Here is a 25,481-nt window from a genome sequence, read left to right on the forward strand (position 1 = left end):
ATCCAAAACCAGGCAAGCCGCATCCCGTTTGAAATCTGTCGAAAAATAGCGTCTGGTCAAATCACACCTCGTCGTTGGGCGTAGATTACCGCCCTTTAGGGGTGTCCAGAATCATTAAGCCAGATCACTTTCCCCCTCGCCCCCTTGGGGGAGAGGGCTGGGGTGAGGGGGGTAGCGATCTAAAGCTCAAGCACCTTTCCAACCAACTCCTCGATCTGCTCCTGCCTTTCCCCCTGATTCAACTTCGCGTGCGGATTGAGCGATGACCACTGCGGATGCGCCCGCGCCTTGCTTAGCGCCTCGGGCAACTTGCCTTCGCGCCAGGTCTTGTCCTGCGGTGTGGCCACCTGAACCGCATCCATCGCTGCATGCCCGCGTTGATCAAGTGCCAGCAGCAATTGCCGCTGACGCAACGCCAACAACCGCAACACCCCATCGTCCACGGTCAACTCCCGTTGCCCTTTGATCTTGCCGAGCAAACGACTGCCATAACTGCGCGCCGTTTGCAGCGCGCCACCCGCAATCGCACCGGCCAGCGCTGCGGCCCCGAGGGTAATCCCGCCGACCAGCAAATCCACGCCGGCCCCCGCCGCCGCGCCCGCTGCGATCCCGCCGCCAACCCGTACACCGAGTTGCTTCAGCGTCTCGGGATTGAACAGGTCATCGCCCCAGCGCCCGTCCAGCAACGGCAAATCACTGGCCGCCGCATCCTGCGGGCGAAACGCATACAGCTTGAGCAACGCCTCGACGCACTTCTGTTCGCGTTGACGCACAGCCTTGCGCAATTCGCTGATGGCTTGCTGTTCCTGCTCGGCTTCACTGACTACGCTGCGTCGGCACGCAGCGCAGTCGATCAGCAATTCTGCGATCAGCCGTGCGGCACTTTGCTGGCGCGCCAGACGCTGAGCCTGTTGATCGGCGATCAAGCGCTCCAGTTGTGGCCGCGCATTTTCCAGCAGCAGCGCGAGGCTTTCATACAGCCGCCGCTCGCCATCCTCTGGCGGCGCGACGCTGTCGAAACGCACCAGCGCATGCAGACCCAGTCGCGCCAGCGCCTCACGCCAATCCGGCTCGCGATGGCTGGCACTGCTGACGAAATTGAGTACCGGCAGCAGCGGCTTGCCGCAACTGGCCAGCACTTCCAGCTCATCGCGATACTTGGCCAACACCGGTTCACGAGCGTCGATCACATACAAACCGGCATCCGAGGCGAGCAGTTGTCGCAGCACCTTGGCCTCTTGCTCGAAGCGCTGGCGTGCCTCGCTGCCGTCGAGAAACCGCGCCAGCCGCGCCGGGCCATCAAGGCGTTCGCCGGGGCGCTCCAGACGTTCGAGAAAATCCAGCAGGGCGATGGCGTCTTCCAGCCCCGGCGTGTCATAGAGATCGAGCAGCGGCTCGCCGTCCACCGACAGCCGCGCGCCCTCGACATGCCGTGTGGTGCTTGGCCGATGGGAGACTTCGCCGAAGCCGACATCGCGGGTCAGCGTGCGCAGCAGCGACGTCTTGCCGACGTTGGTGTGGCCGACCACTGCCAGTTTCAGCGGGGCTTTGCGGGCGTCAGTCATGTCCAGTCTCCAGCCAGTTCAGCGGCGCGCTGTCGGCAAACTCCAGCTCAAGCTGTTGCAGCGCGATGTGCCAGTCGCCGAGACGTTCGGCATCCAGCGCTGCACCGGGCGGCGGTTGCAGTAGCCAAACGCGCGTTTCGCCAGCGCTGCGCGCCAGTTCGGCAATCAGCGCGAGGCTGCCGCGATCCGGCGAGCGCTGTGGGTCGCAGGCGATGGCCAGCCGCGCCGGTGGAAAACGGCTGAGTTGTTCGAGGAGCTTATGCCGCGACTCGCGGCTGTCGAGAATGCCGGCGTTGCTGACGTTTTTCGGCAGCGCGGGCGGCCATGGGCGTTGCTCGTCGAGTTCGATCGCGACCAGCAACGCGCCTTCGCTGGCGTGTTCGCTAACACCGCTTTCGACGCGATGCATCTGCGCAGGCTCCGGATCATTGACACCGAGGCGCTCACTGCTCGGCATCAGGCGTTCGCGCAGTTGGGCGTAGCCGGGCAGGTTCAGGTCCAGGCGCAGTGCCGCTTTGCCGCTGTTCCAGCGCCAGAAGCACAACAGCGCCAGCATCAGGCGCGGGAGCACGCCATAGACCACCAGCACGCCGACCAGCCATGTCGCCCAGGCCTGACGGGCACTTTCGATATCGAGAGCGCCGTCGCCGCTGGCGCGGATCATGTCCACGGTCGGCACGTTGAACCCCAGCAACGATGGCAGATGACCGAGGGCCTGGGTGACGTGAATGAAGGTATCGGCGCTGAGAAGGGTTGTTTCCCAGACGAAGCCGTAACGCCGCGTCGCCATCAGCGTCAGCAGCAGAACCAACGCGCTGAGCATTACCAGCAACCACAGGCCGTTGACTAGCGCACCGAGCGCCCAGCGATTGAGTTTCTTGCGCTGCAGCATCAACAGCAGGGCAGGTGCCAGTTGCGCGGCTTTAGCGTCGCGGGCGAGTTTTTCGCTCAGCCACAACCACAGTCGCCCGAGGGTGGCGCCGTGTTCGCCGGCAAAAATCAGCCCCAGTGCCCAGCTCAGCAGCAGAATCAGGTTCAGCCCGAGCAGGCTGCCCAAGGCCCAGAACACATTGACCGGCGTCTGGCCCAGCGCGGCGAACGCCAGACCGGCGCCACTCAACATCGCCAGTATCATCAGCAACACCAACGCCAGACGTGCGCCTTGCAGCCAGTGTTTGAGTGCGGCCGTCAGCCCGTCACGCTCAGCCAGCCACAAGGCGCGGCGTTGAATGCGGCTCGGCAGATCGCCGCCGGCCGCGCGGGCCAGGCGATTGGCTTCCAGATCATCCAGAGGGCCTGCATGTTCTTCGCGCAGGCGCACGGTTTCGGTCAGCCAGAGGTTTTGCAGTGGAGTCAGTTCAGTCACGCGCCATTCCGTCGCTCAATTGAGTCGAGAGCATAACCGCTGTGGCGCTTATCGGGGTAAGCGAGGCTCTGGTATCCTCGCCGACATGACTAAATCACTCCCCCTCAGCCTGATCGCAGCCCTCGGTGAAAACCGTGTGATCGGCGTCGACAACAGCATGCCCTGGCACCTGCCGGGCGACTTCAAATACTTCAAGGCCACGACCCTTGGCAAGCCGATCATCATGGGTCGCAAGACTTGGGACTCGCTCGGTCGCCCGCTGCCGGGGCGCTTGAACATCGTGGTCAGCCGTCAGGCCGGTCTGGTGCTCGAAGGTGCCGAGGTTTATCCGTCGCTGGAAGCGGCGGTGGTTCGCGCTGAAGAGTGGGCGAAAGCGCAGGGCGTCGATGAGCTGATGCTGATTGGCGGGGCGCAGTTGTATGCGCAAGGGCTGGCGCAGGCGGATCGTCTGTACCTGACCCGTGTGGCGCTGAGCCCTGAAGGCGATGCGTGGTTTCCGGAGTTTGATTTGAACCAGTGGACACTGGTGTCGAATGTGCCGAACCCGGCAGAGGGCGATAAGCCGGCGTACAACTTCGAAGTCTGGGAGAAAGAGCTGCTTTGAGCTACAAGCTACAAGCTACAAGCTGCAAGTAAAAGCTGATTGGCTCTTGGCTCTTGGCTCTTGGCTCTTGGCTCTTGGCTCTTGGCTCTTGGCTTGCAGCTTGCAGCTTGCAGCTTGCAGCTAGTTAGCTAGCTAGCTGCGCATGCTCATCGGCATCCAGCAGTTCTTTATCCGTCTGCTGCATCACCTGGCTGGTAATCGCACCGGCGGTGATCGCACCACTCACGTTCAACGCCGTACGCCCCATATCAATCAGCGGCTCAACCGAAATCAGCAGCGCCACCAAAGACACCGGCAAGCCCATCGCCGGCAGCACGATCAACGCTGCGAACGTCGCACCGCCGCCCACGCCCGCCACACCGGCCGAACTCAGGGTCACAATCGCTACCAGCGTGGCGATCCACAGCGGATCCAGCGGGTTGATGCCCACGGTTGGCGCAACCATCACCGCCAACATCGCCGGGTACAGACCTGCGCAGCCGTTTTGACCGATAGTCGCACCGAACGACGCGGCGAAACTGGCGATTGACTGTGGAATACCCAAACGACGGGTCTGCGCCTCGATGCTCAGCGGAATGCTCGCTGCACTGGAACGGCTGGTGAACGCGAACGTCAGCACCGGCCAGATCTTGCGGAAGAAACGCAGCGGGTTGATCCCGGCCGCCGACACCAGCAAGCCATGGACGACAAACATCAGGCCCAGACCGAGGTACGACACCACCACAAAACTGCCGAGCTTGATGATGTCTTGCAGGTTGGAACCGGCGACGACTTTGGTCATCAGCGCGAGCACGCCGTACGGGGTCAGCTTCATCACCAGACGCACCAGACGCATCACCCAGGCTTGCAAGGTGTCGATGGCGTTGATCACTTTTTGACCTTTTTCGACGTCATCCTTGAGCAGTTGCAGTGCGGCAACCCCCAGGAACGCCGCGAAAATCACCACACTGATGATTGAGGTCGGCTTGGCCCGGGCCAGGTCGGCGAACGGGTTTTGCGGGATGAACGACAGCAACAGTTGCGGCACATTCAGGTCGGCAACCTTGCCGGCGTAGTCAGTCTGAATGGTTTGCAGGCGAGCCATTTCCTGCGTGCCGGCGACCAGACCTTCGGCGGTGAGGCCGAACAGGTTGGTCAGGCCAATACCGATCAGCGCCGCAATCGCGGTGGTGAACAGCAGCGTGCCGATGGTCAGGAAGCTGATCTTGCCCAACGACGACGCGTTGTGCAGCCGGGCCACGGCGCTGAGGATCGAGGCGAACACCAGCGGGATGACGATCATTTGCAGCAACTGCACGTAGCCGTTACCGACCAGATCGAACCAGCCGATCGAAGCTTTCAGCACCGGGTTGCCGGCACCGTAAATGCTGTGCAGCGCCACGCCGAATGCCACGCCGAGAGCCAGCGCGAGCAGGACTTTTTTCGCCAGGCTCCACGAAGTGTGGCGGGTCTGCGCCAGACCGAAGAGCAGGGCGAGGAACACCAGCAGGTTGAGAATCAACGGTAGATTCATGAGAACTCCAGGACAGTCTTTGCCAACAGCCTTCCGGGGCTGCTGCGAACCGGCAAGCCTAACAGCTTGAAAAATAATGATTTAATACCGAAAACGTATGGTGTCCGTCGTTTTTGGAATAAGCGTGTGTCGCTCACAGCAATGCATTTGGCGCAAACAGGGGCGGGGGCGGTCGCTGACAGACGAGGACTGTCACACGTATTTGTTAGCGTCGATGTTTTTTAGATCAGGGAGAAAGCGTCGATGAAGTTCGCACCGAAATTTCTGGCTGTCGCACTGACTGTAGGGATGGGCCTGGCCACTCAGGCCTTCGCTACCGACTTGAAACACTGGCCAGCCGATCAGGCCAAGGCGCTGGACGCGATGATTGCGGCCAACGCCAACAAGGGTAACTACGCGGTGTTCGACATGGACAACACCAGTTATCGCTACGACCTCGAAGAGTCCTTGTTGCCGTTCATGGAAAACAAGGGCCTGATCACCCGCGACAAACTCGACCCCTCCCTGAAACTGATGCCGTTCAAGGACACCGCCGACCACAAGGAAAGCCTGTTCAGTTACTACTATCGTCTCTGCGAAGTCGACGACATGGTCTGCTACCCGTGGGTGGCGCAGGTGTTCTCCGGCTTCACCCTCAAGGAGCTCAAAGGCTACGTCGATGAGCTGATGGCCTCGGGCAAACCGGTGCCGGCCACGTATTACGAAGGCGATGTGGTCAAGAAGCTCGACGTCAATCCGCCGAAGATCTTTACCGGCCAGCAAGAGCTGTACAACAAGCTGATGGAGAACGGCATCGAGGTCTACGTGATGACCGCCGCCTCTGAAGAACTGGTGCGCATGGTCGCGGCGGATCCCAAGTACGGCTACAACGTCAAACCGCAAAATGTCATCGGCGTAAGTCTGCTGCTGAAGAACCGCGAAACCAACGAGCTGACCACTGCACGCAAGCAAATCACGGCGGGCAAATACGACGAGAAGGCCAATCTCGGTCTGGAACTGACCCCGTACCTGTGGACGCCAGCGACCTGGATGGCCGGCAAGCATGCAGCGATCCTGACCTACATCGATGAGTGGAAAAAACCGGTACTGGTCGGCGGCGATACGCCCACCAGCGACGGCTACATGCTGTTCCACGATGTCGACGTGGCCAAGGGTGGTATTCACTTGTGGATCAACCGCAAGGACAAGTACATGACGCAAATCAACGGCATGATGGCCAAACATGCGGCGGCGCAGGCCAAGGAAGGGTTGCCGGTGACGGCGGACAAGAACTGGGTGATCGTTAAACCGGAAGACATTCAGTAACCTCACACTGATCCAATGTGGGAGCGAGCGTGCTCGCGAAAGCGTAGTGTCAGCCGCCATCTCTATTACTGACATGCCGCATTCGCGAGCAGGCTCGCTCCCACAGGGTGGGCAGTTTGGGAGGTTGTTGCCAGACAAAAAAATGCCCCGCACTTTGGCGGGGCATTTTTGTTTTTGCTATCGCGGCTTACAGTCCGTCGAGCATCGCCTTGTTACGCACAGCACCCTTGTCGGCACTGGTCGCCAGCAGGGCGTAGGCCTTCAGGGCGGTGGTGACTTTGCGTGGACGGATTTCCACCGGTTTCCAGCCTTTCTTGTCCTGCTCGACCCGGCGTGCGGACAGTTCTTCGTCGCTGACCAACAGGTTGATCGAGCGATTTGGAATGTCGATCAGCACCTTGTCGCCATCCTGCACCAGACCGATTGCACCGCCGGCCGCGGCTTCTGGCGAAGCGTGGCCGATGGACAGCCCTGAGGTACCGCCGGAGAAACGGCCGTCGGTAAGCAGGGCGCAAGCTTTGCCCAGGCCTTTGGATTTCAGGTACGAGGTCGGGTAGAGCATTTCCTGCATGCCCGGGCCACCTTTCGGGCCTTCGTAGCGAATGATGACGATGTCGCCTTCCTTCACTTCGTCGGCGAGGATGCCGCGTACGGCGCTGTCCTGGCTTTCGAAGATCTTCGCGTTGCCTTCGAACACGTGGATCGACTCGTCGACGCCAGCGGTTTTCACCACGCAGCCATCGAGCGCGATGTTGCCGTAGAGTACGGCCAGGCCACCTTCTTTCGAATAGGCGTGCTCGAAGCTGCGGATGCAGCCGTTTTCACGGTCGTCATCGAGGCTTTCCCAACGTGTCGACTGGCTGAATGCAGTCTGGGTCGGGATGCCCGCCGGGCCCGCCTTGAAGAAGTGATGCACGGCTTCATCGTCAGTCTGGGTGATGTCCCACTTGGCGATGGCTTCTTCCATGCTGCGGCTGTGCACGGTCGGCAGGTCGGTGTGCAGCAGGCCGCCACGGGCCAGCGAACCGAGGATGCTGAAGATGCCGCCGGCACGGTGCACATCTTCCATGTGGTACTTCTGGATGTTCGGCGCGACCTTGCACAGCTGCGGCACGACGCGGGAAAGACGGTCGATGTCGCGCAGGTCGAAATCTATCTCGGCTTCCTGGGCAGCCGCCAGCAAATGCAGGATGGTGTTGGTCGAACCGCCCATGGCGATGTCGAGCATCATCGCGTTCTCGAACGCCTTGAAATTGGCGATGTTGCGCGGCAATACCGACTCGTCGTCCTCTGTGTAGTAGCGCTTGCACAGCTCGACGATGGTGCGGCCGGCCTGCAGGAACAGTTGTTCGCGGTCGCTGTGGGTAGCGAGGGTCGAACCGTTGCCCGGCAGTGCAAGACCGAGGGCTTCGGTCAGGCAGTTCATCGAGTTGGCGGTGAACATGCCGGAGCACGAGCCGCAGGTAGGGCAGGCGCTGCGCTCGTATTCAGCGACTTTCTCGTCAGAAGCGCTGGCGTCGGCGGCGATGACCATGGCATCGACGAGGTCGAGGCCGTGGGACGCGAGTTTGGTCTTGCCGGCTTCCATCGGCCCGCCGGAAACGAAGATCACCGGAATGTTCAGGCGCAACGCAGCCATCAACATGCCCGGGGTGATCTTGTCGCAGTTGGAGATGCAGACAATGGCGTCGGCGCAGTGGGCGTTGACCATGTACTCGACGGAGTCGGCGATGATTTCGCGGCTCGGCAGCGAATAGAGCATGCCGTCGTGGCCCATGGCGATGCCGTCATCCACGGCGATGGTGTTGAATTCCTTGGCCACGCCACCGGCGCGTTCGATTTCACGGGCGACCAGCTGGCCCAGATCCTTCAGGTGCACATGGCCCGGTACAAACTGGGTGAACGAGTTGGCAATGGCGATGATCGGCTTTTTGAAGTCGTCATCCTTCATTCCGGTGGCGCGCCACAGTGCGCGGGCGCCGGCCATGTTGCGGCCGTGGGTGGATGTTTTCGAACGGTAATCAGGCATGGAGCACTCCGGGCGGCTAATCAGGTATCAAAAGGGGAGAGAGCTTCTATTGACGTCTGGAACACTCAGAAATGGCCGTGTGTCCGGAAGTTGCCGATGACTTTGCGGGATCGCCGCTTGCCTCAGCCTGAGCTCATAAACCCGCCGGGGGATGAATGGCGATGAATGAAGCGATTCTACACCGCTGGCGTCTGGAGGGAATGGCGCAAAGTGTTGTTGCAGTGCCGGCGGTGCCTGTTGCGTGACGACCGGCAGGATTAATCGCTCCCCGGCTGCACGATCGCGTTGGCCTTAGGGTTTCTTGCTCGACGGCTGATACCACCGTTCAATGCCAGCGCCACGCAACTGAGCAGCACGAAACTGTAGCCCAGCGTGGATTGCAGATTGGCAGGACTGAGGCTTATCAGCGCGCTGATCAATCCTGCGCAAATGAAGATAATGGTGCTGCCGGCCGAGGCCGAGGTGCCGGCGTTATCGGGAAACAGACCCATGGCCCGAGAAGTGGCGGCTGGCCGGGAGATGGTCGTGCCAGCGGTACACATCAGCATCGGGATCAGCACCGCAATCGGGGTCAACGCATGATGGGCCGCCAGATACAGCGTCAGCAGCCCCGACAGCAGGATCAGACTCAGCCCGATAATGATTTGCCGGCCGGGCGTGATGCGTCGATTCAGCACCGAAGCGATGATGCCCCCGGCAATGTAGGCCGCACCGTAAATCAGCAGGATCAGCGCAAAGTCGTACGGCGCCAGTTGCAATTGATCCATGAAAATCAGCGGCGAGATCACGATGAACGAGAAGTGGCAGGCAAAGGCGAACGCTGATATCAGCCAATAGCCGACGAACTCGAAACTTCCCAGCACCCGTCGGTAGGACTGAATGAAACCCAAGCCTTCGCCGTTGCTGGCCGGACGACTGTTGTCCAGAAGCAGCCAGGCTTTGATGAATACCACGGCCGCCAGCGCAATGAAGACCCAGAAACTGCCGCGCCAGCCGAGAGTGGCTTGCAGAAAGGTGCCGGCCAGCGGCGACACCGAAATAAAGACTCCGCTCGCCGTGACCATCAGGATGCGCAGACGATCACGTTCTTTACCCTCGAACAAATCCTGCACCAGCGCCTGTGACAGCACAAAACACCCGCAGCCCACGGCCTGCACTACTCGAAACATCAGGAACAGCGAGTAGTCGCTCGTCATCACGCAACCAAGCGCGCCGAGTATCGATACGATCATGCCTGCGAGCAGCAAGCCCTTGCGCCCGATCACGTCGGACAGTGGCCCGATCGAAACCTGAGCAAACGCGATTCCCACGGCGAACAGACTGATCGACAGCGCAATGTCTGTGGGCGTGTTGCGAAAGTGTTCAGCCAGTGCCGGAAATGAAGGCAGCAGAACATCCAGAGGAAACACGCCGAGCAGCACCATCGCCAGCAACAGGCTGACCGCGCCACGGCGTTGTCTGGCGGTTACCACTGATTGCCCCTTATCCATCGATCAATCCTGCCTTGGCGAAGCGTTGCTGGTTGGTGGGCCACGCAAAAAAACCGGCTCTTTTCAGTGCGTCCAGTGTCGCGGTGGCACCTGAGCGTGCGCGCCGTCGAGTGGCTTGCGGCGCCGTTACGCTGGCGATGATGTCGGTCACGGCGCTGTCGGTGATGCCTGCTCCACGCAGGCTCTGTTGCAACCAGCGCTCGTCGGCTTCGAAGAACATCCCGATGATCTCCAATAGCGATCTGGAGGCGAAGGTTCGCTGGCGATTGTTCAAGGCCAGCCACAGGTAATGGAACACTTCGGCGAAGTAGCGGCTGTGGCGGGCTTCGTCGGCCAGATGATCGCGCAGCATGTCGTTCACGCTGGACACCAGACTGTTGCGACAGACCTCCAGCAGCTCTTGGGCAATGATGGTTTCCGAGACGAAGCCGAGGAGAAACCATGCCAGTGGGCGGTTTTTCTCCGAAGTGCGGGCGATCAGGGCGTTCATGCGCACAATCCGCTTTGGCATCGCCGGACGCCCGATGATCCCGTAGAACCCGGCGATCTGATCGGCGAGACGATTCGAAAACAGCGCGTGATAGCCCTCGTCGGTATAGAGCTGCAGCGCTGCATGCTTCATGGCTTGAGACACATGAATCGGCAGTTCCCGGTGGATGATGACTTCTACCGCGCGATTGACGATGCGGTGTTCCAGCAGGGTGGTGTAGTCGAGGAAGTGCACCAGATGATTGGCCGTCAGCCGATGCAGTACGTCACGCCCTGCTGCTTGAATGGCGGGATGCGACAGGTAGGGCAGGAAGTCCGGTGGAAACCAGTAACGGCTTTCCAGTTGTTGCTGCACATCGTCTGGCAACTGATAGTCATGAGTGCTGGTTCGGACCGAGGCTCGGTTGTCCCAGTCCCCCAAGGTGAATTTGAGCGCCCAGGAGACTGGCGCTTCGCTCGGATCGGCACTGAGGAGAGTCATGCCTGGGCCTCGCGCAACAGTTCGCGCAGTTCCTGGCACATCGCCTGTCCGTCGCTTTCCCCGCAGCCGACAAAGAACAATGGCTGTTCGGCGCTTCCCCCGAGTTCGAGGTGTGCTTCGACTTGCTCGTCGGCAAACGCGCCGGTCAACCAGGTGTTCAGGCCAAGTGCTGTGGCAACCAGTTGAAAGGTTTGTGAGAGGTGACCGGCCTCCACGAACGCCATGCGATAGGCGCGGGAGTGCCCATACTTCCACCAAAGTCGATCGAATCGCGCCGTGATGAACAATCCCAGCGGCAGGTTGTTGATGAAATGCTGGCCGCCGAGCAAATGGCCCAGTGCCGATGACGGCAATGGATTGACTCGACTGATGGAGTGTTCGTCGGGGTGATAGGCATAAATGCCGGGAGCAACGTCGTCGACGTTCTGCACCAGCAGAAAACCTTCGCATGCGTTCAGGCCACCGCCGGAGGGACTGCTGCGGCGTGCGCCCAGGCCTTCGGCGATGCTGTCATCCCGAACAGTGTCGCGCTCGCGCAGGTAACCGAGAGTCAGGTAAAGCAAGGTGCTGACGTTATTGAGCGTCATCGCTGCACCCGTAAAGGAGCGACAGGTTTTTCGCTGGAGCAGTGCGTTAGCCAGGCTGTCGTCGCTCAATTCGCCAGGGTCGGGCAAGGCGATGCGCTGTGCAGCCTCGTGTTGCGGACGGCTTTTTGCGGGCGGCGGGGTGGCCAGCACTTCGTTGCAGTGCGCCAGGTATTGCCTGGACCACTCTTGAATATTCTGTGGGGTATGTTCGCAGGGAATGTTTTGCGTGCCGATATGATAAATCTTCGACAGCTCATCCCAACCCCAGTGCGGGTTGTCTGGTTTTGAAACGGATAGAATGCCCGTGTTTAATAGTTGTGTGTCTATGATGTTGTGTGTGTCGAATAAGTCGGGATTATTTATTAGTTGGGTAAGGCGTGACGCATAATTCAGGTCGAGTTCATATTGGGTGTGATCTTTGTAGTTCCAGACTATTTGTCCGGGCGAGCGCGGCAATATAAACAAATAAGGGTTGATGTACATGGGGTTCATTCACTCTGGAAAAAGTCGAAAGGACGCCGAGGGGCCGGCACTCCGCAGCGTCCAGACTTATTTAACGGACTTTAGGCGCAACCAGAAAAGCCAGGTTTGCGATTTTGTTGGTTTCCAGAGAAATGTTTTTCATGATGTGAACTCCTTGTTCATTGATAAGCGAAGTCACCTCGTGGTGACAACTTCATAATAGTTTGTAATGGATTATTGGCAAGTGGATATTAAGTAGGAATATTCCAGTAATTTTGTCGGAGCGATCTTTAGAAGGAGATGGACTTTGTAGGGCAAGTTTCAATAATTTAAAGGCGTAAGGAAACGTCCTGCACGTCAGTCGGACGCAAGTGTAGGAAGTCGCAATGACGAAGGTAAAAGTATGTTGATTGGCCGTCAGATTCAGGCGTAAAGCAAACGGGGAGCCTGGTGGCTCCCCGTCATCCGCATTGATCAGCTGTTAGGCAGCAGGCGGCAGGTGATGCTCTTGATGTAGCGGGTTTCGGCGATCGCCGGGTGGACCGGGTGATCCGGGCCCTGACCGCCGCGCTCCAGCAACTGGATGTTGCGGTCCAGGTGGCGGGCGCTGGTCAGCAGGATGTTTTGCAGATCGTCTTCCGGCAGGTGCATCGAGCACGATGCGCTGACCAGAATGCCGTCCTTGTTGAGCAGGCGCATGGCTTGCTCGTTCAGACGACGGTAAGCACCTTCGCCGTTCTTCATGTCTTTCTTGCGTTTGATGAACGCTGGCGGGTCGGCCACGATCACGTCGAAACGTTCTTCGCTTGCCTTCAGCTCTTTCAAGGCTTCGAAGACATCGCCTTCGATGCAGGTCATCTTGTCGGCGAAGCCGTTCAATGCAGCGTTGCGCTCGACCCCATCAAGGGCGAAGGCCGAGGCATCGACGCAGAACACTTCGCTGGCGCCGAACGCGGCAGCCTGCACGCCCCAGCCACCGATGTAGCTATAGAGGTCGAGTACACGCTTGCCTTTGGCATACGGCGCCAGGCGTGCGCGATTCATGCGGTGGTCATAGAACCAACCGGTTTTCTGACCCTGAATGACCGGCGCTTCGAACTTCACGCCGTTCTCTTCCAGCGCGACCCATTCCGGTACCAGACCGAATACGGTCTCGACGTAGCGGTTGAGGCCTTCGGCGTCACGCGCAGCGGAATCGTTCTTGAACAGAATGCCGCTTGGCTTGAGCACTTGGGTCAGTGCGGCGATCACGTCATCTTTATGCGCTTCCATGGTCGCCGAGGCGATCTGGACCACGAGGATGTCGCCGAAACGGTCAACGACCAGACCTGGCAGCAGGTCGGAATCACCGTACACCAGACGATAGAACGGCTTGTCGAACAGGCGATCACGCAGCGACAGCGCTACGTTGAGGCGATGCACCAGCAGGGATTTGTCCAGCATCACCTTGGTGTCGCGCGACAGCAGGCGGGCACAGATCAGGTTGTTCGGGCTCATCGCCACGATGCCCAGCGGCTTGCCGCCGGCAGCTTCGAGGATCGCCTGATCGCCGGCATTGAAGCCGTGCAGTGGCGTGGCGGCTACATCGATTTCGTTGCTGTAGACCCACAGGTGACCGGCGCGCAGGCGACGGTCGGCGTTGGCTTTGAGGCGCAAGCTAGGCAGGGACATGACGTCGCTCCGGAAAAAAGAGCGGGAGTATAGCGTGTTGAGACTTGTGCCGGGTTTGGCGTGCGATGAAACGCTGATGACGCCTTCGCGAGCAGGCTCGCTCTCACAGCGGGCTTGTGGTGATCACAAATCCCCTGTGGGAGCGAGATTGCTCGCGCAAGCGTTAAGGAATGCTAGGCCGACAGCGCGCCGATCAACTCACGACTGAACGCCGGAATATCATCAGGCTGCCGGCTGCTGATCAAGTGGCCGTCTTTGACCACTTCCTGATCGACCCAGTTGGCGCCGGCGTTCACCAGATCATCCTTGAGCGTCTTGTAGCTGGTCATGGTTTTGCCATTCACCAGCCCCGCCGAAATCAACAGCCAGCCGCCATGGCAGATCACCGCAATCGGTTTGCCGGCCGAGGTGCCTGTCTTGACCAGGTGCTGGGCATCCTGGTCGATGCGGATGGTGTCGGAATTCTGTACGCCACCGGGCAATACGATCGCGTCATATTGCTCGCTGTTGGCGGCCTGGAAGGTCCGGTCGACCTTGAAGTCATCCGCCGGTTTGTCATGGTTCCAGCCTTTGACCGTGCCTTCTTCGGCCGAAAGGATGTCGACCTGAGCGCCGGCCTGTTCGAGCGCTTGCTTGGGACCTGTCAATTCAACCTGTTCGAAACCATCAGTAACCAAAAAAGCGACGCGCTTGCCGTTGAGTTGAGTAGCCATCGATAAGCTCCTGAGTCTGTGGGAATTTACCGCCTCATGGGACCTGAATGATCCGTTGGGCACTAATGAATCCGAAGCCGGCGCTTGAATGAAAGTTCCTGACAATTGCCCACTGGTGTGTCGTCCTGCGGTTTTTAGAGGGTAGAATCGCCGCCTGTCCCAGAGTGTGTACTTATGTCCCAAGAGCTGACCGCCGAACAGATCCAACAATCCCTGCAAGGCATCAGCGTGCCCGCGCAGCCGCAGATCATGGTGGATCTGCAAATGGAGCAGTACATGCCTGACCCGGACCTGGAGGTGATCGCCAAACTGATCGCCCAGGATCCTGGCCTCTCCGGCTCGCTGCTGAAAATCGTCAACTCGCCGTATTACGGCTTGAGCAACAAGATCACTTCGATCCAGCGTGCGGTGAACCTGTTGGGCAGTCGTTCGATCATCAACCTGATCAACGCGCAGTCGATCAAGGGCGAGATGAACGATGACACCATCGTCACGCTCAACCGTTTCTGGGATACCGCCCAGGACGTAGCGATGACGTGCCTGACGCTGGCCAAGCGCATCGGCACTCAGGCCGGCGACGAAGCCTACGCCTTGGGCCTGTTCCATGATTGCGGGGTGCCGTTGATGCTGCAGCGCTTCCCCAATTACATGTCGGTTCTGGAAAAAGCCTACGCCCAGGCCAGTGCCGAATGCCGGGTGGTGGACACCGAAAACAACGCGTTCAACACTAACCATGCCGTGGTCGGCTACTACACGGCCAAGTCCTGGCGCCTGCCGGAACACGTCAGTGCAGCGATCGCCAACCACCACAATGCGCTGGCGATTTTCAGCGACGAGTCGTCCCGCAACAGTCAACTGAAGAACCTGCTGGCGATCCTCAAGATGGCCGAGCACATTTGCGCGTCCTATCGGGTACTGGGCAACCAGACCGAAGATTTCGAATGGAACGCGGTCGGCCCGTTGGTGCTTGATTATGTCGGCCTGTCGGAATACGACTTCGAATCCCTAAAACAAACGATCCGCGACCTCGGCGCGCATTGATTCGAGGACGCCATGCCTGAATTGCCGGAAGTCGAAACCACCCGCCGGGGCATTGCTCCGCATCTGGAAGGCCAGCGCGTCAGCCGTGTGATCGTGCGCGACCGCCGGCTGCGCTGGCCGATCCCCGACGACCTCGATGTGCGCCTGTCGGGCCAGCGCATCGTGCTGGTCGAGCGGCGGGCCAAGTATCTGCTGATCAATGCAGAAGTCGGCACGTTGATCAGCCATCTGGGCATGTCGGGTAATTTGCGCCTGGTCGAGGTCGGGTTGCCGGCGCTAAAGCATGAGCATGTCGATATCGAACTGGAATCCGGTTTGGCCCTGCGCTACACCGATCCACGGCGTTTCGGCGCGATGCTTTGGAGTGCCGATCCACTCAATCACGAATTGCTGATTCGTCTCGGGCCGGAGCCGTTGACCGATCTGTTCGACGGTGAACGGTTGTTTAAGCTGTCGCGCGGACGCTCCATGGCGGTCAAGCCGTTCATCATGGACAACGCGGTGGTAGTCGGGGTCGGCAATATCTATGCGACCGAAGCGCTGTTCGCCGCCGGGATTGATCCGCGTCGCGAGGCCGGGGGCATTTCCCGGACGCGTTATCTGAAACTGGCGATCGAGATCAAACGCATCCTTGCCGCCGCCATCGAGCGTGGCGGCACCACGTTGCGTGATTTTATCGGCGGCGACGGGCAACCGGGGTATTTCCAGCAGGAGCTGTTTGTCTATGGCCGTGGTGGTGAACACTGCAAGGTCTGCGGCACCGGGCTGCGCGAGGTGAAGCTTGGCCAGCGCGCCAGTGTCTTCTGTCCGCGCTGTCAGAGCTGAGGCAAACCGTTCGAAAACATCCTACGGTCTATAGTGAGTTGTCTCACTGCCTAGCCCGAAGGATCGTGCCATGAAATCCCTGCAAGTCCTCTGTGCCGCACTGCTGCTGTGTTCCAGTCTGGCTGTCCAGGCCACGGAAACCGGCAGCGGTGATCCGCGTTACACCATCCAGAACCCACCGGCCTACGCCATGCTTGGCGACTTGCTGATCGCCCGACCTTTGTTGGTGGTGGCGACGGTGATCGGTGCGGGGGCGTTTGTGGTGTCGTTGCCGTTTACCGCGCTGGGTGGCGGAGTTGGCGATGCAGGGCAGGCGCTGGTGGTTGATCCGGCGAGGGCAGCGTTTGTGCGGTGTCTGGGGTGTGTCGGGGAGGGTTTTGAGCAGCGCGAGTGAGCTGATCCGGGTTTTGCGGTGTTGCCGATGGCCTCGTCGCGGGCAAGCCAGCTCCCACAAGGTTTTGGTGTTCACACAATTTGTGTTCCACCACAGAACCCTGTGGGAGCGGGCTTGCCGCGATGGCGTCGCCAGCGGCGCTGAAGAACTCAGGCCTTGCCGGTGATCTTGCGGTACTTCTCCATCAACTGTTCTTCAGTCTCTGGATGCGCTTCGTCCAGTGGAATGCAATCTACCGGGCAGACCTGCTGGCACTGCGGTTCGTCGTAGTGGCCGACGCACTGGGTGCACAGATTCGGGTCGATCACGTAGATCTCTTCGCCTTGGGAAATGGCGGCGTTCGGGCACTCGGGTTCGCAGACGTCGCAGTTGATGCAATCGTCGGTGATGATCAGGGACATGCTAACTCCAGCCGGGGCGGTAGGCCCGGGCGCTATAAACCAATGCGCGCAATTGTGCCGCATTGGCGCCCGCAGTGCACGCGGGCGCCGTTTGAACGGTCGTTACTTCTTGAAGCGCAGGGTCAGGGCATCGGCCACGGCCGGGTGAACGAACTTGCTGATATCGCCACCCAGCGCGGCGATTTCCCGCACCAGCGTCGAGGAAATGAACGAATAACGCTCGGACGGGGTTAGAAACAGGCTCTCCACATCCGGCGCCAACTGGCGGTTCATGTTGGCCAGCTGGAACTCGTATTCGAAGTCCGACACTGCGCGCAAACCACGCAGGAAGACATTGGCGTTCTGCTCTTTGGCGAAGTGCGCCAGCAGCGTCGAGAAACCGACCACTTCCACGTTCGGCAGGTGTTTGGTGACCTCACGAGCCAGTTCTACTCGTTGTTCCAGCGGGAACAGCGGGTTCTTCTTGGGGCTGGCGGCGACCGCAATGATCACGTGATCGAACAGGCGCGAGGCGCGTTCGACCAGATCGCCATGGCCCTTGGTAATAGGGTCGAAGGTACCTGGGTACAACACTCGGTTCATCGCGTCGTCCTGGCGGGAGTCCGTTGGGGAGTCGGATGGTATCGCAGCCGTCCCGGTCGGCCAAGTCGCCTGTTGGGTAAGAAAGCACTATAGACGATCGGAATATCCTGCTTTTTCACGGATTTTTCAGCCGATCGGCGAGGGAAGTGGCCAATTGCGCAGTCAGACCGTACACCGACAATTGCGGGTTGGCGCCAATGCTGGTGGGGAATAGCGAGCCGTCATGAATCGACAGATTGCTCAGTTGATGATGGCGGCCAAGGCTGTCGGTGACCGCGGTTTTCGGATCTTCACCCATCGCGCAGCCGCCCATGACGTGGGCGCTGCCCAGCCGTGTGCGATACAACTCAAGGCGCAAACCTTCGATCAGGCTGCGCGCCTCGGCCAGCGTCTTCACGTAACGCGCGTCGGCGTGCATTGGCATCACCGCTTTGGCGCCACCGGCGAACTGGATCTCGGCCATGTTGTGGAACGCGCGGCGCAAGCCTTCCCAGGTGTAAGGCGAAACCTGATAGTCGAGCACCGGCGAGCCGTCGCCGCGCAACTCGACGTTGCCGCCCGGGCTGTCCGGGTGGAAACCGTCGCGCAATAACGCCAGCATCGCGTGGGTGTGTGGGAGATCGGCCATGTGCTGCGCGCTCTCCTGACCAAATCCGCCCAGCAGCGTGGCCGCCAGCGCCGGGTGCAATGGCGGCACTTCCAGTTTGTAACCTATCGGCCCGGTGACACCGTTGTTCCATTGGAAGTGGTCGGAGTAGATCGATTGCGGCGCACCGTAAAAAGGATTGATCACCTCGTCGAAGCGTCCGGCGGACATGTTCACCAAGTGCAGAAACGTGCGTTTGCCCACTCGCTGATGCGGATCCGGCGCGTCGGAGCGCAGCAGCAGGGCCGGACTGTTGATACCGCCGCCGGCCAATATGTAATGCCGCGCCTTGACGATGATTTTGCGTCCGGTCGGCTCGACGCAGCGTTCATCCATGGCCACGCAGTGCAGGCCGGTCACTTTGTCGCCGTTGATCAGCAGTTTTTCCGCGCGGGCGAGGTACAGCAGTTCGCCGCCCTTTTCCAGGGTCGCCGGAATGGTCGTGACCATCATCGATTGCTTGGCGTTGGTCGGGCAGCCCATACCGCAGTAGCCGAGGTTCCAGCAGCCGCGCACATTGCGCGGAATCACATGCCAGCTATAGCCGAGTTGCTCGCAGCCTTTGCGGATCACGTCGTTGTTGGGGTTCGGTGGAACCATCCACGGCGCGACGCCGAGGCGCTGCTCCATTTTTTCGAACCATGGCGCCATGTCGGCAGGGCTGTGACCCTTGACGTTGTGCTCGGTGGCCCAGTGTTCGAGGGTTGGCTTTGGCGTGCGGAAGCTCGATGTCCAGTTGATCAGCGTCGTGCCGCCGACCGCGCGGCCCTGCAGGATGGTGATCGCGCCGTCCTTGCTCATGCGGCCGATGCCTTCCTGATAGAGGCTGCTGTAAGCCTTGTCCTCAAGCATTTTGAAGTCGGAGCTGGTTTTCAGTGGGCCTTCTTCGATCAGCAGCACTTTATAGCCGGCGGCGCTGAGGATTTCCGCGGTGGTGCCGCCACCGGCACCGCTGCCGATGATCGCGACGTCGGCCTCAAGGGTCAGATCATCGGCCAGTTGCGCGCCATTGTAGGTTTTCCAGCCTCGGGCGAGGCCTTCGCGGAAGGGGTCGGGTACGGGCATCGATCAGGCTCTCTTTATTATTTTTTGATTCGACTGTGCGGCGACTGACGCTATCGCGGGCAAGCCCGCTCCCACAGGTCTCGCGTGATGTTCAGACCGTGGGCGGGCCGGGATAACCGCAGTGCGCCCAGGATTCGCCGCGGTTGTACCAGGCCATCAGCACCATTTGCTGCAAAGAGCTGTGGCCCATGCGCAGCAGGCTCAACGAGCTGTTTTCCCAGCGATCAAGAAAGCTGCGCATTGCGTCGGGACTGGCGTTTTCCCAACTGCCCCAGATCCCGGTGAGCGGCCCGCGCGTCACGGTCATGCCCAGCACGTCGAACAACTGTCGAGTGAGTTTGAGCATTTCCGGCGACAGGTGATCGAGGCTGTAATCCAGCGACTTGAGAGTGCCAGCCACCGCGTCCGGCATTTTCTCTGGAGCCGCGGCGCCATCGAGCATCACCGGAATCAGGGCGCGCAGAAACAGCAGGTCGCCGTCGCGTAACGAGACGAAGCCATTGGCCGGGACGCTCGACGAGCAGCCGCTGAGGCTGGCGCCGAGTCCGGCGGTGGCGAGAAATGCCGTGGCGCCGAGGCTGAATTTCAGCAGGCCACGGCGCGACAGTGCAGGTGTATCGGTCAGGCTTGGGTGCATTGTTTTTATTACCCGGCGGCGATGACGAATGTTTAGCGAATGAACAGCTTCTGGATCAGCTTCTGAATCGATTTTCCATAAGGCGGGTAAATCAGTCGGGCCGCATTGAAGCGCTGTTTAACCAGCACCCCTTTGGCTTTGCTGAAGGTCAGGAACCCTTCGTGACCATGGTAATGGCCCATCCCCGACGCGCCGATGCCGCCGAAGGGCATGTCGTCCTGTGCCACATGCAGCAACGTGTCGTTCAGGCACACACCGCCGGAATGGGTTTCGTGCAGCACGCGGTTCTGTTCGCGTTTGTCGTAGCCAAAATAGTAAAGAGCCAGAGGTCGAGGCCGCTGATTGATGTAAGCGAATGCCTGCTCCAGATCTCGATACGGCACGATCGGCAACAGCGGGCCGAAGATTTCATCCTGCATCACTGTCATTTCATCGCTGACATTCAACAACACGCTGTGCGGCATGCGCCGGCCCTGACCCTGATCGAACAGCGGAATCAGCAGCGCGCCCTTGCTGGTGGCATCACTGACGTAACTGTTGAGTCGGGCCAGTTGGCGTTCGTTGATGATCGCGGTGTAGTCCGGGTTGTCGGTGAGGGTCGGATAAAAACCCTGCACGGCCTGGCGATAGGCTTCGACGAAGCCGCCGACCCGGTCTTCAGGCACAAGCACGTAATCGGGGGCGACGCAGGTCTGCCCGGCGTTGAGGGTTTTACCGAAGGCGATGCGTTCGGCGGCATCCTTGAGCGGCACATCACGGGAGACGATGGCGGGGGATTTGCCGCCCAGCTCCAGCGTCACGGGCGTGAGGTTTTCTGCTGCGGCGCGCATGACGTGCTTGCCGATGCTGGTGGCGCCGGTGAACAGCAGATGATCGAAGCGCAGACGGGAAAACGCCACGCCGATGTCAGCTTCGCCAAGCACCACACAGACCAGATCTTCGGGGAAGATCCGCGCCAGCAGTTCCTTGAGCAACAGGCCAGTGGCCGGGGTCGATTCACTGAGTTTGAGCATCACCCGGTTGCCCGCCGCCAACGCGCCGACCAGTGGGCCGATGGCCAGATACAGCGGGTAATTCCACGGCACGATGACGCCGATCACGCCCAGCGGCTGGTAAACCACTTTCGCCGAGGCTGGCTGGAAAGCCATGCCGACCTTGCGTCGCGAGTCTTTCATCCAGCCTCTGAGATGGCGACTGGCGTAGTGAATGCCATGCAGGCTCGGCATCAATTCGGCAAGCAGGGTTTCATCGGCGCTGCGATGGCTGAAATCGGCACTGATTGCCTCGATCAAGGCCTGACGCTCGTTGCTGAGCAAATCGCGCAATGCCTTGAGCCATTGCTGACGCTGGGCAGCAGGTGGCATCGGGTTGGCGGCGTACGCGGCCCGTTGCGCATTGAACTGCCGATCAAGTGCTTGCAGTGGCTCTTGTAGCGTTTGCAGATAGGCAATATCGGCAGTCATGGTCGGCTCCGGATTTATTGTAATGAGGCATTTTTTAGAGTCTATGCTCTAGAAAGTCAAATGACTTCCATGCACAGCAGTGTTTTATCCATTTCCGGTTAGGTCGTAAGATGCTCCTCAACGCACTCTGAATTAAAGCTCAAGCCCATGGCCCCACGAATAAAAACCAGCGAGCGTATCGTGCTGAACAGTCTCGAGCTGTTCAATCAACAGGGCGAGCGCAGCATCAGCACCAATCACATCGCCGCCCATATGGAGATTTCTCCGGGCAACCTCTACTACCACTTCCCCAACAAGCAGGCGATCATCGCCGTGTTGTTCAGTGAGTACGAGAGCCTGGTCGACAGCTTCCTGCGCCCGCCGCAGGGGCGCGCCGCGACCGTCGAAGACAAGCGTTTCTATCTCAAGGAACTGCTCTCGGCGATGTGGCGATACCGCTTTCTGCACCGCGACCTCGAGCATCTGCTCGACAGCGATCCGGAGCTGGCCGCGCGCTATCGGCGTTTTTCCCAGCGCTGCTTGATCCAGGGCGGGGCGATCTACGAAGGTTTTGTTGCCGCCGGGATCCTCGACATGGACCGCGTGCAGATCGAATCCCTGACCCTCAATGCCTGGATCATCCTGACGTCCTGGGTGCGCTTTCTGTGCACCACTCGGGAAAACTCCAATCACCTCAGCGAACAGGCCATCAAGCGTGGCGTGTACCAGGTGCTGGTACTGGAGGCCGGGTTTGTCACCGAGCAGGCGCGCGAAGAGGTCAATGCGCTGTTCGAGGAGTTTTACGTGCCGCTGGCCCAGGCCCTCGATGACGTGAAGTAAACCGTTTCGTTGAATTCACAGGAGCCCGTTATGCCGATTGCGCAACTGATCAGTCCCAACGCACTGGATGCCCGCAAGGAACAGCCGGGGCTGGTGATTCTCGATTGTCGTTTTGCCCTCGAGGACCCGGATTACGGGCAGCGCAGCTATGCCGAGGGGCACATTGCCGGGGCGGGCTTTGCCGATCTGGAGCGCGATCTCAGTGGCAAAGTGGTCAAAGGCGTGACCGGGCGTCATCCTCTGCCCGAGCCGACAGCGCTGGTCGAGCGCCTGCAAGCCTGGGGCATCAATGCCGATAGCGACGTGGTTTTGTATGACGACGGCCCCGGTGCCTACGCGGCGCGCGCCTGGTGGTTGCTGGCGTGGCTGGGCAAGCGCGATGGCGTGTTCATTCTCGATGGCGGGCTCAAGGCCTGGCATGCGGCAGGGTTGCCGCTGAGTCTGGATGCGCCGACTCTCACGCCTGGTCATTTCACTGGTCAGCCGGACATGAGCCTGCTGCTCAGTGCCGAGCAATTACAGCAACGCCTCGGTCAACCCGCGTTGACCCTGATCGATGCGCGGGCCTTGCCGCGTTTCAAGGGGGAAGTGGAACCGATCGACCCGATTGCCGGGCACATTCCCGGCGCGCAATGCGCGGCGTTCACCGACAACCTGGGCAGTGATGGGCGATTCCTGCCGGCCGATCAGCTCAAACAGCGCTTTGCCGCGAAGCTTGGCGAGCGCTCGCCGTCGGAGCTGGTCGCCTATTGCGGCTCAGGCGTGACGGCATGTCACAACCTGTTTGCGCTGTGTCTGGCCGGTTATCCATTGGCTTCGCTGTATGCCGGGTCCTGGAGTGAGTGGATCAACGAGCCTTCGCGCGGCATTGCCACCGGCCAATAAGACCAAAAGATCACCGTCGGCGGTGCGGTTTGCCAGAAAGGGATCGCCTGCCTTGATCGTTCAAGACGTAAGGCGCGCCAGCCACTGCGGGATGCGCCGTTCAAGGTAGTAATCCGGTCGGCGAAGCGTGCCATCGACAAAACCGACGTGGCCACCCTTGGGCTGCAATTCGAACTGCGTGCAGGCAGACAACTCTTCAGCGCTCGGCAAGCTGTGAGGGAAAACGAAAGGATCGTCCGCTGCCTGGATGATTAATGTCGGCGTACGAATCTCACCAAGAAAGTAGCGGCTCGATGCACGGCGGTAGTAATCGTGCGCATCGGTAAATCCGTGTAGCGGCGCCGTCACCCGGCCATCGAAATCCCAGAATGTGCGCATGTTTTCCAGTGAGCCGAGCGCGGCCAGCTCCGCCAGGCTGTCTTCGCGGCCATCGTGCTGAAACTGCCGTTGCTTGTTCTTGATGTAGCCGACCATCTCGCGCATGAAATGCGCCTGATAGATCTTCGAAAAGCCTTGGCCGATACGGTCGGCGCATTGGTCGAGCCGAAACGGTACCGACACTGCCACGGCACCGATTACGCCGCTGGCGCTGCCGGTTTCGCCCAAGTGCTTGAGCAGCACGTTGCCCCCCAGGGAGTAGCCGACGGCATACAGCGGCGCCAGTGGTCGCTTGGCGCGCAGGTGCCGAATGGCTTCGGCGAGGTCTTCGCTGGCACCGGAGTGATAGCTGCGCGACAGCAGATTCGGCTCACCCGAACAGCCACGCCAGTTGAGCGCCACACTGGCCCAGCCTTGAGCGCCCAGCACTTTTTGCAGGCCGGCGACATAAGGCGAATTGGACGAACCGGTCAGGCCGTGCAACACCAGAACCAATGGCGCATCGGCGCTGTGCGGGCCATGCCAGTCAAGGTCGAGGAAGTCACCGTCTGCAAGCCACAAGCGTTCACGTTCGCGGTCCAGGTGGGTGGTTTTGCGCCAGAGCGGTCCCCACAAGGTTTGCAAGTGCGGGTTGCCGAGGCCGAAGGCTGGCGTAAAGCGGGGGCTTGATGTTGGGTTCAGTGACGGCACGGCAACTCTCGACAGGTCTTGCGCAAAGCGGCGGGCGTATCAGGCGCTGACGCTTTCAATGAAAGAACCTAACTTGCCACAAAGCCTGTTTCGACGCGACATCACCCTGACGGTTACCAGGCGCCACCGATCAGCAGGCCGGTGGCGTTTCACCGTTTCGTTTATTGCTTGAACGTCAGGCACTGCGTTGCTTGACGCTGCTACTGAGCGGTTTAAAAAAACCGAACCGCTACAGTCGAAGACTGTTTTAAGCGTTACTTCGGTTTTGTTCCGATCGGCAATGCACAAACGACGGTGACATTTTCGCGGGTGAGGTAGGCGTTGGCTGCAACATGAACGTCCTCAGGGGTAATGCTGCGCAACAGCCCGACTTTATCGTCAAGCAACTGCAAAGGCTGACCTGATCCATACAAATAGGAGAGCGCATCTGCCTGGTGCTCTAGTGAGCTGTTCCAGACTTGAGGCAGCGAACAGGCTTTGTTGACGACGGAATCAATCTCTTCAGGAGAGAAAGGGGAGCGCTTCACTTCATCCAGAAACTTCCAGAAGTTCTCTTCGGCTTCCTGTGGGTCGCCGTGGATATAAAAAGCAAGGCCGAGAATTGTATTGCCTTGATTGTCTCCAATGAACCTCGGTACAACTCCACTCCGTTTATTCTGGAGTGCGGCCAAACGTGGGAGGGAATCGCCTTCAAGCAAGGAGCCTAATACTTCCAGTTCATAAGCCAGCGGTGTGTTGAATATGAAGATCATCATGGAATACTCGGGGTGTTGAGTATCCAGGTACTGCGTTATCCGGCGATAACCGGGCGCTGCCGGAACTTGCACCGCAGATCTGAACGAAGGTTCACCTCGGGGGATATCTGCGAAGTGGCGTTCGACCAAGCGCCGGGCTTCTTCAATTCCAATATCGCCAGTGATTGCCAGCTGTGCGTTGTCGGGGCAGTGCCGACTCCGCCGCAAGTTCCGTATGCGATCGGGAGACAATCGTTCAAGGTTGGCCGAAACCGCCTGATGGGATCTGTAGTGCCTGCTGCCTGCGTACACCAGGCATTCGATCTCTGGGCTGTACCATATCGGTGACAAGAAGAAGGATTCCTTCTTGTTCCTGTCTCTGGTGATATTCAGAGCATTGTGCGGCGCCTCGTCCGGCAGATCGGTTGTCATCAGCTTCGACTGGAGCTTGAGCGCGCTTTCCAAGTGTTCTACCGGTACCAATAGCGAGTCAGTCAGTTGGCCAGAGCCAGGGGAATCGCCGTAACGGAACCGAGTACCTCCGCTTTCTGTAATGAAGGCCTCGTAATCGTTTTCATCCATGATGTTTAGGCGACTAATTTCGCTTGCACAAGATGGATGAAACAGAGGCCTCTCGCTATTGCTG

23 protein-coding genes are annotated in these 25,481 nt (G+C 59.7%); 7 read left to right on the forward strand and 16 right to left on the reverse strand.

What is annotated here, in order from left to right; genetic code table 11:
• Window positions 1-179: 179 nt before the first annotated feature.
• Both IEQ42_RS14675 and IEQ42_RS14680 read right to left on the reverse strand, forming a co-directional pair.
• Window positions 180-1,565, reverse strand: coding sequence for a GTPase/DUF3482 domain-containing protein (locus IEQ42_RS14675; protein ID WP_210703998.1), 1,386 nt, complete (start codon window positions 1,563-1,565; stop codon window positions 180-182).
• Complete coding sequence (locus IEQ42_RS14680; RefSeq protein ID WP_210703999.1) at window positions 1,558-2,931, reverse strand: DUF2868 domain-containing protein; 1,374 nt, start codon at window positions 2,929-2,931, stop codon at window positions 1,558-1,560. Before IEQ42_RS14680 ends, IEQ42_RS14675 begins: the two co-directional genes overlap by 8 nt.
• 85 nt (window positions 2,932-3,016) lie before the next feature.
• Between IEQ42_RS14680 and IEQ42_RS14685 the strand changes: the two genes are divergently transcribed.
• Window positions 3,017-3,535 (forward strand): dihydrofolate reductase, encoded by a 519-nt coding sequence (locus tag IEQ42_RS14685; RefSeq protein ID WP_210704000.1) that lies wholly within the window; start codon window positions 3,017-3,019, stop codon window positions 3,533-3,535.
• Between the two features lie 124 nt (window positions 3,536-3,659).
• Here the strand turns inward: IEQ42_RS14685 and IEQ42_RS14690 are convergent, their stop codons facing one another.
• The gene (locus IEQ42_RS14690) at window positions 3,660-5,048 is read right to left on the reverse strand and encodes an L-cystine transporter (protein ID WP_150593570.1); all 1,389 of its coding nucleotides are present in this window, start codon (window positions 5,046-5,048) and stop codon (window positions 3,660-3,662) included.
• A 243-nt stretch (window positions 5,049-5,291) separates the two neighbouring features.
• Here IEQ42_RS14690 and IEQ42_RS14695 point away from each other — a divergent pair, with 243 nt between their 5' ends.
• Entirely contained in the window at window positions 5,292-6,353 is a 1,062-nt protein-coding gene (locus tag IEQ42_RS14695; protein ID WP_210704001.1) for an HAD family hydrolase, read from the forward strand.
• Window positions 6,354-6,540: 187 nt separating this feature from the next.
• On the opposite strand, the gene ilvD is transcribed toward IEQ42_RS14695, so the two are convergent.
• The 6 genes from ilvD to IEQ42_RS14725 all read right to left on the reverse strand — a co-directional run bounded on the left by ilvD (window position 6,541) and on the right by IEQ42_RS14725 (window position 14,275).
• Window positions 6,541-8,382 (reverse strand): dihydroxy-acid dehydratase, encoded by a 1,842-nt coding sequence (gene ilvD / locus IEQ42_RS14700; RefSeq protein ID WP_210704002.1) that lies wholly within the window; start codon window positions 8,380-8,382, stop codon window positions 6,541-6,543.
• Between the two features lie 257 nt (window positions 8,383-8,639).
• Window positions 8,640-9,872: an MFS transporter gene (locus IEQ42_RS14705; protein ID WP_210704003.1), complete on the reverse strand. Its 1,233-nt coding sequence runs from the start codon at window positions 9,870-9,872 to the stop codon at window positions 8,640-8,642.
• Complete coding sequence (locus IEQ42_RS14710) at window positions 9,865-10,842, reverse strand: diiron oxygenase (RefSeq protein WP_210704004.1); 978 nt, start codon at window positions 10,840-10,842, stop codon at window positions 9,865-9,867. Before IEQ42_RS14710 ends, IEQ42_RS14705 begins: the two co-directional genes overlap by 8 nt.
• Window positions 10,839-11,912, reverse strand: a complete 1,074-nt coding sequence (locus tag IEQ42_RS14715; protein WP_210704005.1) for a SagB family peptide dehydrogenase — start codon at window positions 11,910-11,912, stop codon at window positions 10,839-10,841. Before IEQ42_RS14715 ends, IEQ42_RS14710 begins: the two co-directional genes overlap by 4 nt.
• A 453-nt stretch (window positions 11,913-12,365) precedes the next feature.
• Window positions 12,366-13,562 (reverse strand): class I SAM-dependent rRNA methyltransferase, encoded by a 1,197-nt coding sequence (locus IEQ42_RS14720; protein ID WP_042561574.1) that lies wholly within the window; start codon window positions 13,560-13,562, stop codon window positions 12,366-12,368.
• A gap of 173 nt (window positions 13,563-13,735) precedes the next feature.
• Window positions 13,736-14,275: a type 1 glutamine amidotransferase domain-containing protein gene (locus tag IEQ42_RS14725; RefSeq protein WP_210704006.1), complete on the reverse strand. Its 540-nt coding sequence runs from the start codon at window positions 14,273-14,275 to the stop codon at window positions 13,736-13,738.
• A 228-nt stretch (window positions 14,276-14,503) separates the two neighbouring features.
• On the opposite strand from IEQ42_RS14725, the gene IEQ42_RS14730 reads away from it, so the two are divergent.
• From IEQ42_RS14730 to IEQ42_RS14740, 3 genes are all read left to right on the forward strand, one after another.
• Window positions 14,504-15,316 (forward strand): HDOD domain-containing protein, encoded by an 813-nt coding sequence (locus tag IEQ42_RS14730; RefSeq protein ID WP_210704136.1) that lies wholly within the window; start codon window positions 14,504-14,506, stop codon window positions 15,314-15,316.
• Between the two features lie 12 nt (window positions 15,317-15,328).
• Window positions 15,329-16,141 carry a bifunctional DNA-formamidopyrimidine glycosylase/DNA-(apurinic or apyrimidinic site) lyase gene (mutM, locus tag IEQ42_RS14735; protein WP_210704007.1) on the forward strand — a complete coding sequence of 271 codons (813 nt, stop codon included), beginning with the start codon at window positions 15,329-15,331 and terminating at the stop codon, window positions 16,139-16,141.
• A 70-nt stretch (window positions 16,142-16,211) separates the two neighbouring features.
• The gene (locus tag IEQ42_RS14740; RefSeq protein ID WP_210704008.1) at window positions 16,212-16,535 is read left to right on the forward strand and encodes a multidrug transporter; all 324 of its coding nucleotides are present in this window, start codon (window positions 16,212-16,214) and stop codon (window positions 16,533-16,535) included.
• Window positions 16,536-16,684: 149 nt separating this feature from the next.
• Here IEQ42_RS14740 and IEQ42_RS14745 read toward each other — a convergent pair whose 3' ends face one another.
• The 5 genes from IEQ42_RS14745 to IEQ42_RS14765 all read right to left on the reverse strand — a co-directional run bounded on the left by IEQ42_RS14745 (window position 16,685) and on the right by IEQ42_RS14765 (window position 21,329).
• Window positions 16,685-16,936, reverse strand: coding sequence for a YfhL family 4Fe-4S dicluster ferredoxin (locus IEQ42_RS14745; protein WP_003195146.1), 252 nt, complete (start codon window positions 16,934-16,936; stop codon window positions 16,685-16,687).
• A 102-nt stretch (window positions 16,937-17,038) separates the two neighbouring features.
• Window positions 17,039-17,518 carry a pantetheine-phosphate adenylyltransferase gene (coaD, locus tag IEQ42_RS14750; RefSeq protein WP_003229157.1) on the reverse strand — a complete coding sequence of 160 codons (480 nt, stop codon included), beginning with the start codon at window positions 17,516-17,518 and terminating at the stop codon, window positions 17,039-17,041.
• 115 nt (window positions 17,519-17,633) lie between these two features.
• Window positions 17,634-19,229, reverse strand: a complete 1,596-nt coding sequence (locus tag IEQ42_RS14755) for a GMC family oxidoreductase (RefSeq protein ID WP_210704009.1) — start codon at window positions 19,227-19,229, stop codon at window positions 17,634-17,636.
• Window positions 19,230-19,320: 91 nt separating this feature from the next.
• Window positions 19,321-19,866: a twin-arginine translocation pathway signal protein gene (locus IEQ42_RS14760; protein WP_210704010.1), complete on the reverse strand. Its 546-nt coding sequence runs from the start codon at window positions 19,864-19,866 to the stop codon at window positions 19,321-19,323.
• Between the two features lie 32 nt (window positions 19,867-19,898).
• The gene (locus tag IEQ42_RS14765) at window positions 19,899-21,329 is read right to left on the reverse strand and encodes a coniferyl aldehyde dehydrogenase (RefSeq protein WP_210704011.1); all 1,431 of its coding nucleotides are present in this window, start codon (window positions 21,327-21,329) and stop codon (window positions 19,899-19,901) included.
• Between the two features lie 147 nt (window positions 21,330-21,476).
• On the opposite strand from IEQ42_RS14765, the gene IEQ42_RS14770 reads away from it, so the two are divergent.
• Both IEQ42_RS14770 and IEQ42_RS14775 read left to right on the forward strand, forming a co-directional pair.
• On the forward strand, window positions 21,477-22,148 hold the full coding sequence (locus IEQ42_RS14770; RefSeq protein ID WP_042561566.1) for a TetR/AcrR family transcriptional regulator: 672 nt from the start codon (window positions 21,477-21,479) through the stop codon (window positions 22,146-22,148).
• A gap of 30 nt (window positions 22,149-22,178) precedes the next feature.
• Window positions 22,179-23,033 (forward strand): sulfurtransferase, encoded by an 855-nt coding sequence (locus IEQ42_RS14775; RefSeq protein WP_210704012.1) that lies wholly within the window; start codon window positions 22,179-22,181, stop codon window positions 23,031-23,033.
• Window positions 23,034-23,093: 60 nt separating this feature from the next.
• Here the strand turns inward: IEQ42_RS14775 and IEQ42_RS14780 are convergent, their stop codons facing one another.
• Together IEQ42_RS14780 and IEQ42_RS14785 are read right to left on the reverse strand one after the other, a co-directional pair.
• On the reverse strand, window positions 23,094-24,092 hold the full coding sequence (locus IEQ42_RS14780) for a hydrolase (protein ID WP_210623347.1): 999 nt from the start codon (window positions 24,090-24,092) through the stop codon (window positions 23,094-23,096).
• 263 nt (window positions 24,093-24,355) lie between these two features.
• Entirely contained in the window at window positions 24,356-25,417 is a 1,062-nt protein-coding gene (locus IEQ42_RS14785) for a M16 family metallopeptidase (RefSeq protein ID WP_210704013.1), read from the reverse strand.
• Between the last annotated feature and the right edge of the window lie 64 nt (window positions 25,418-25,481).

The sequence above is a fragment of the Pseudomonas iridis genome (assembly GCF_017980685.1).
Classification (GTDB): Bacteria; Pseudomonadota; Gammaproteobacteria; order Pseudomonadales; family Pseudomonadaceae; genus Aquipseudomonas; species Aquipseudomonas iridis.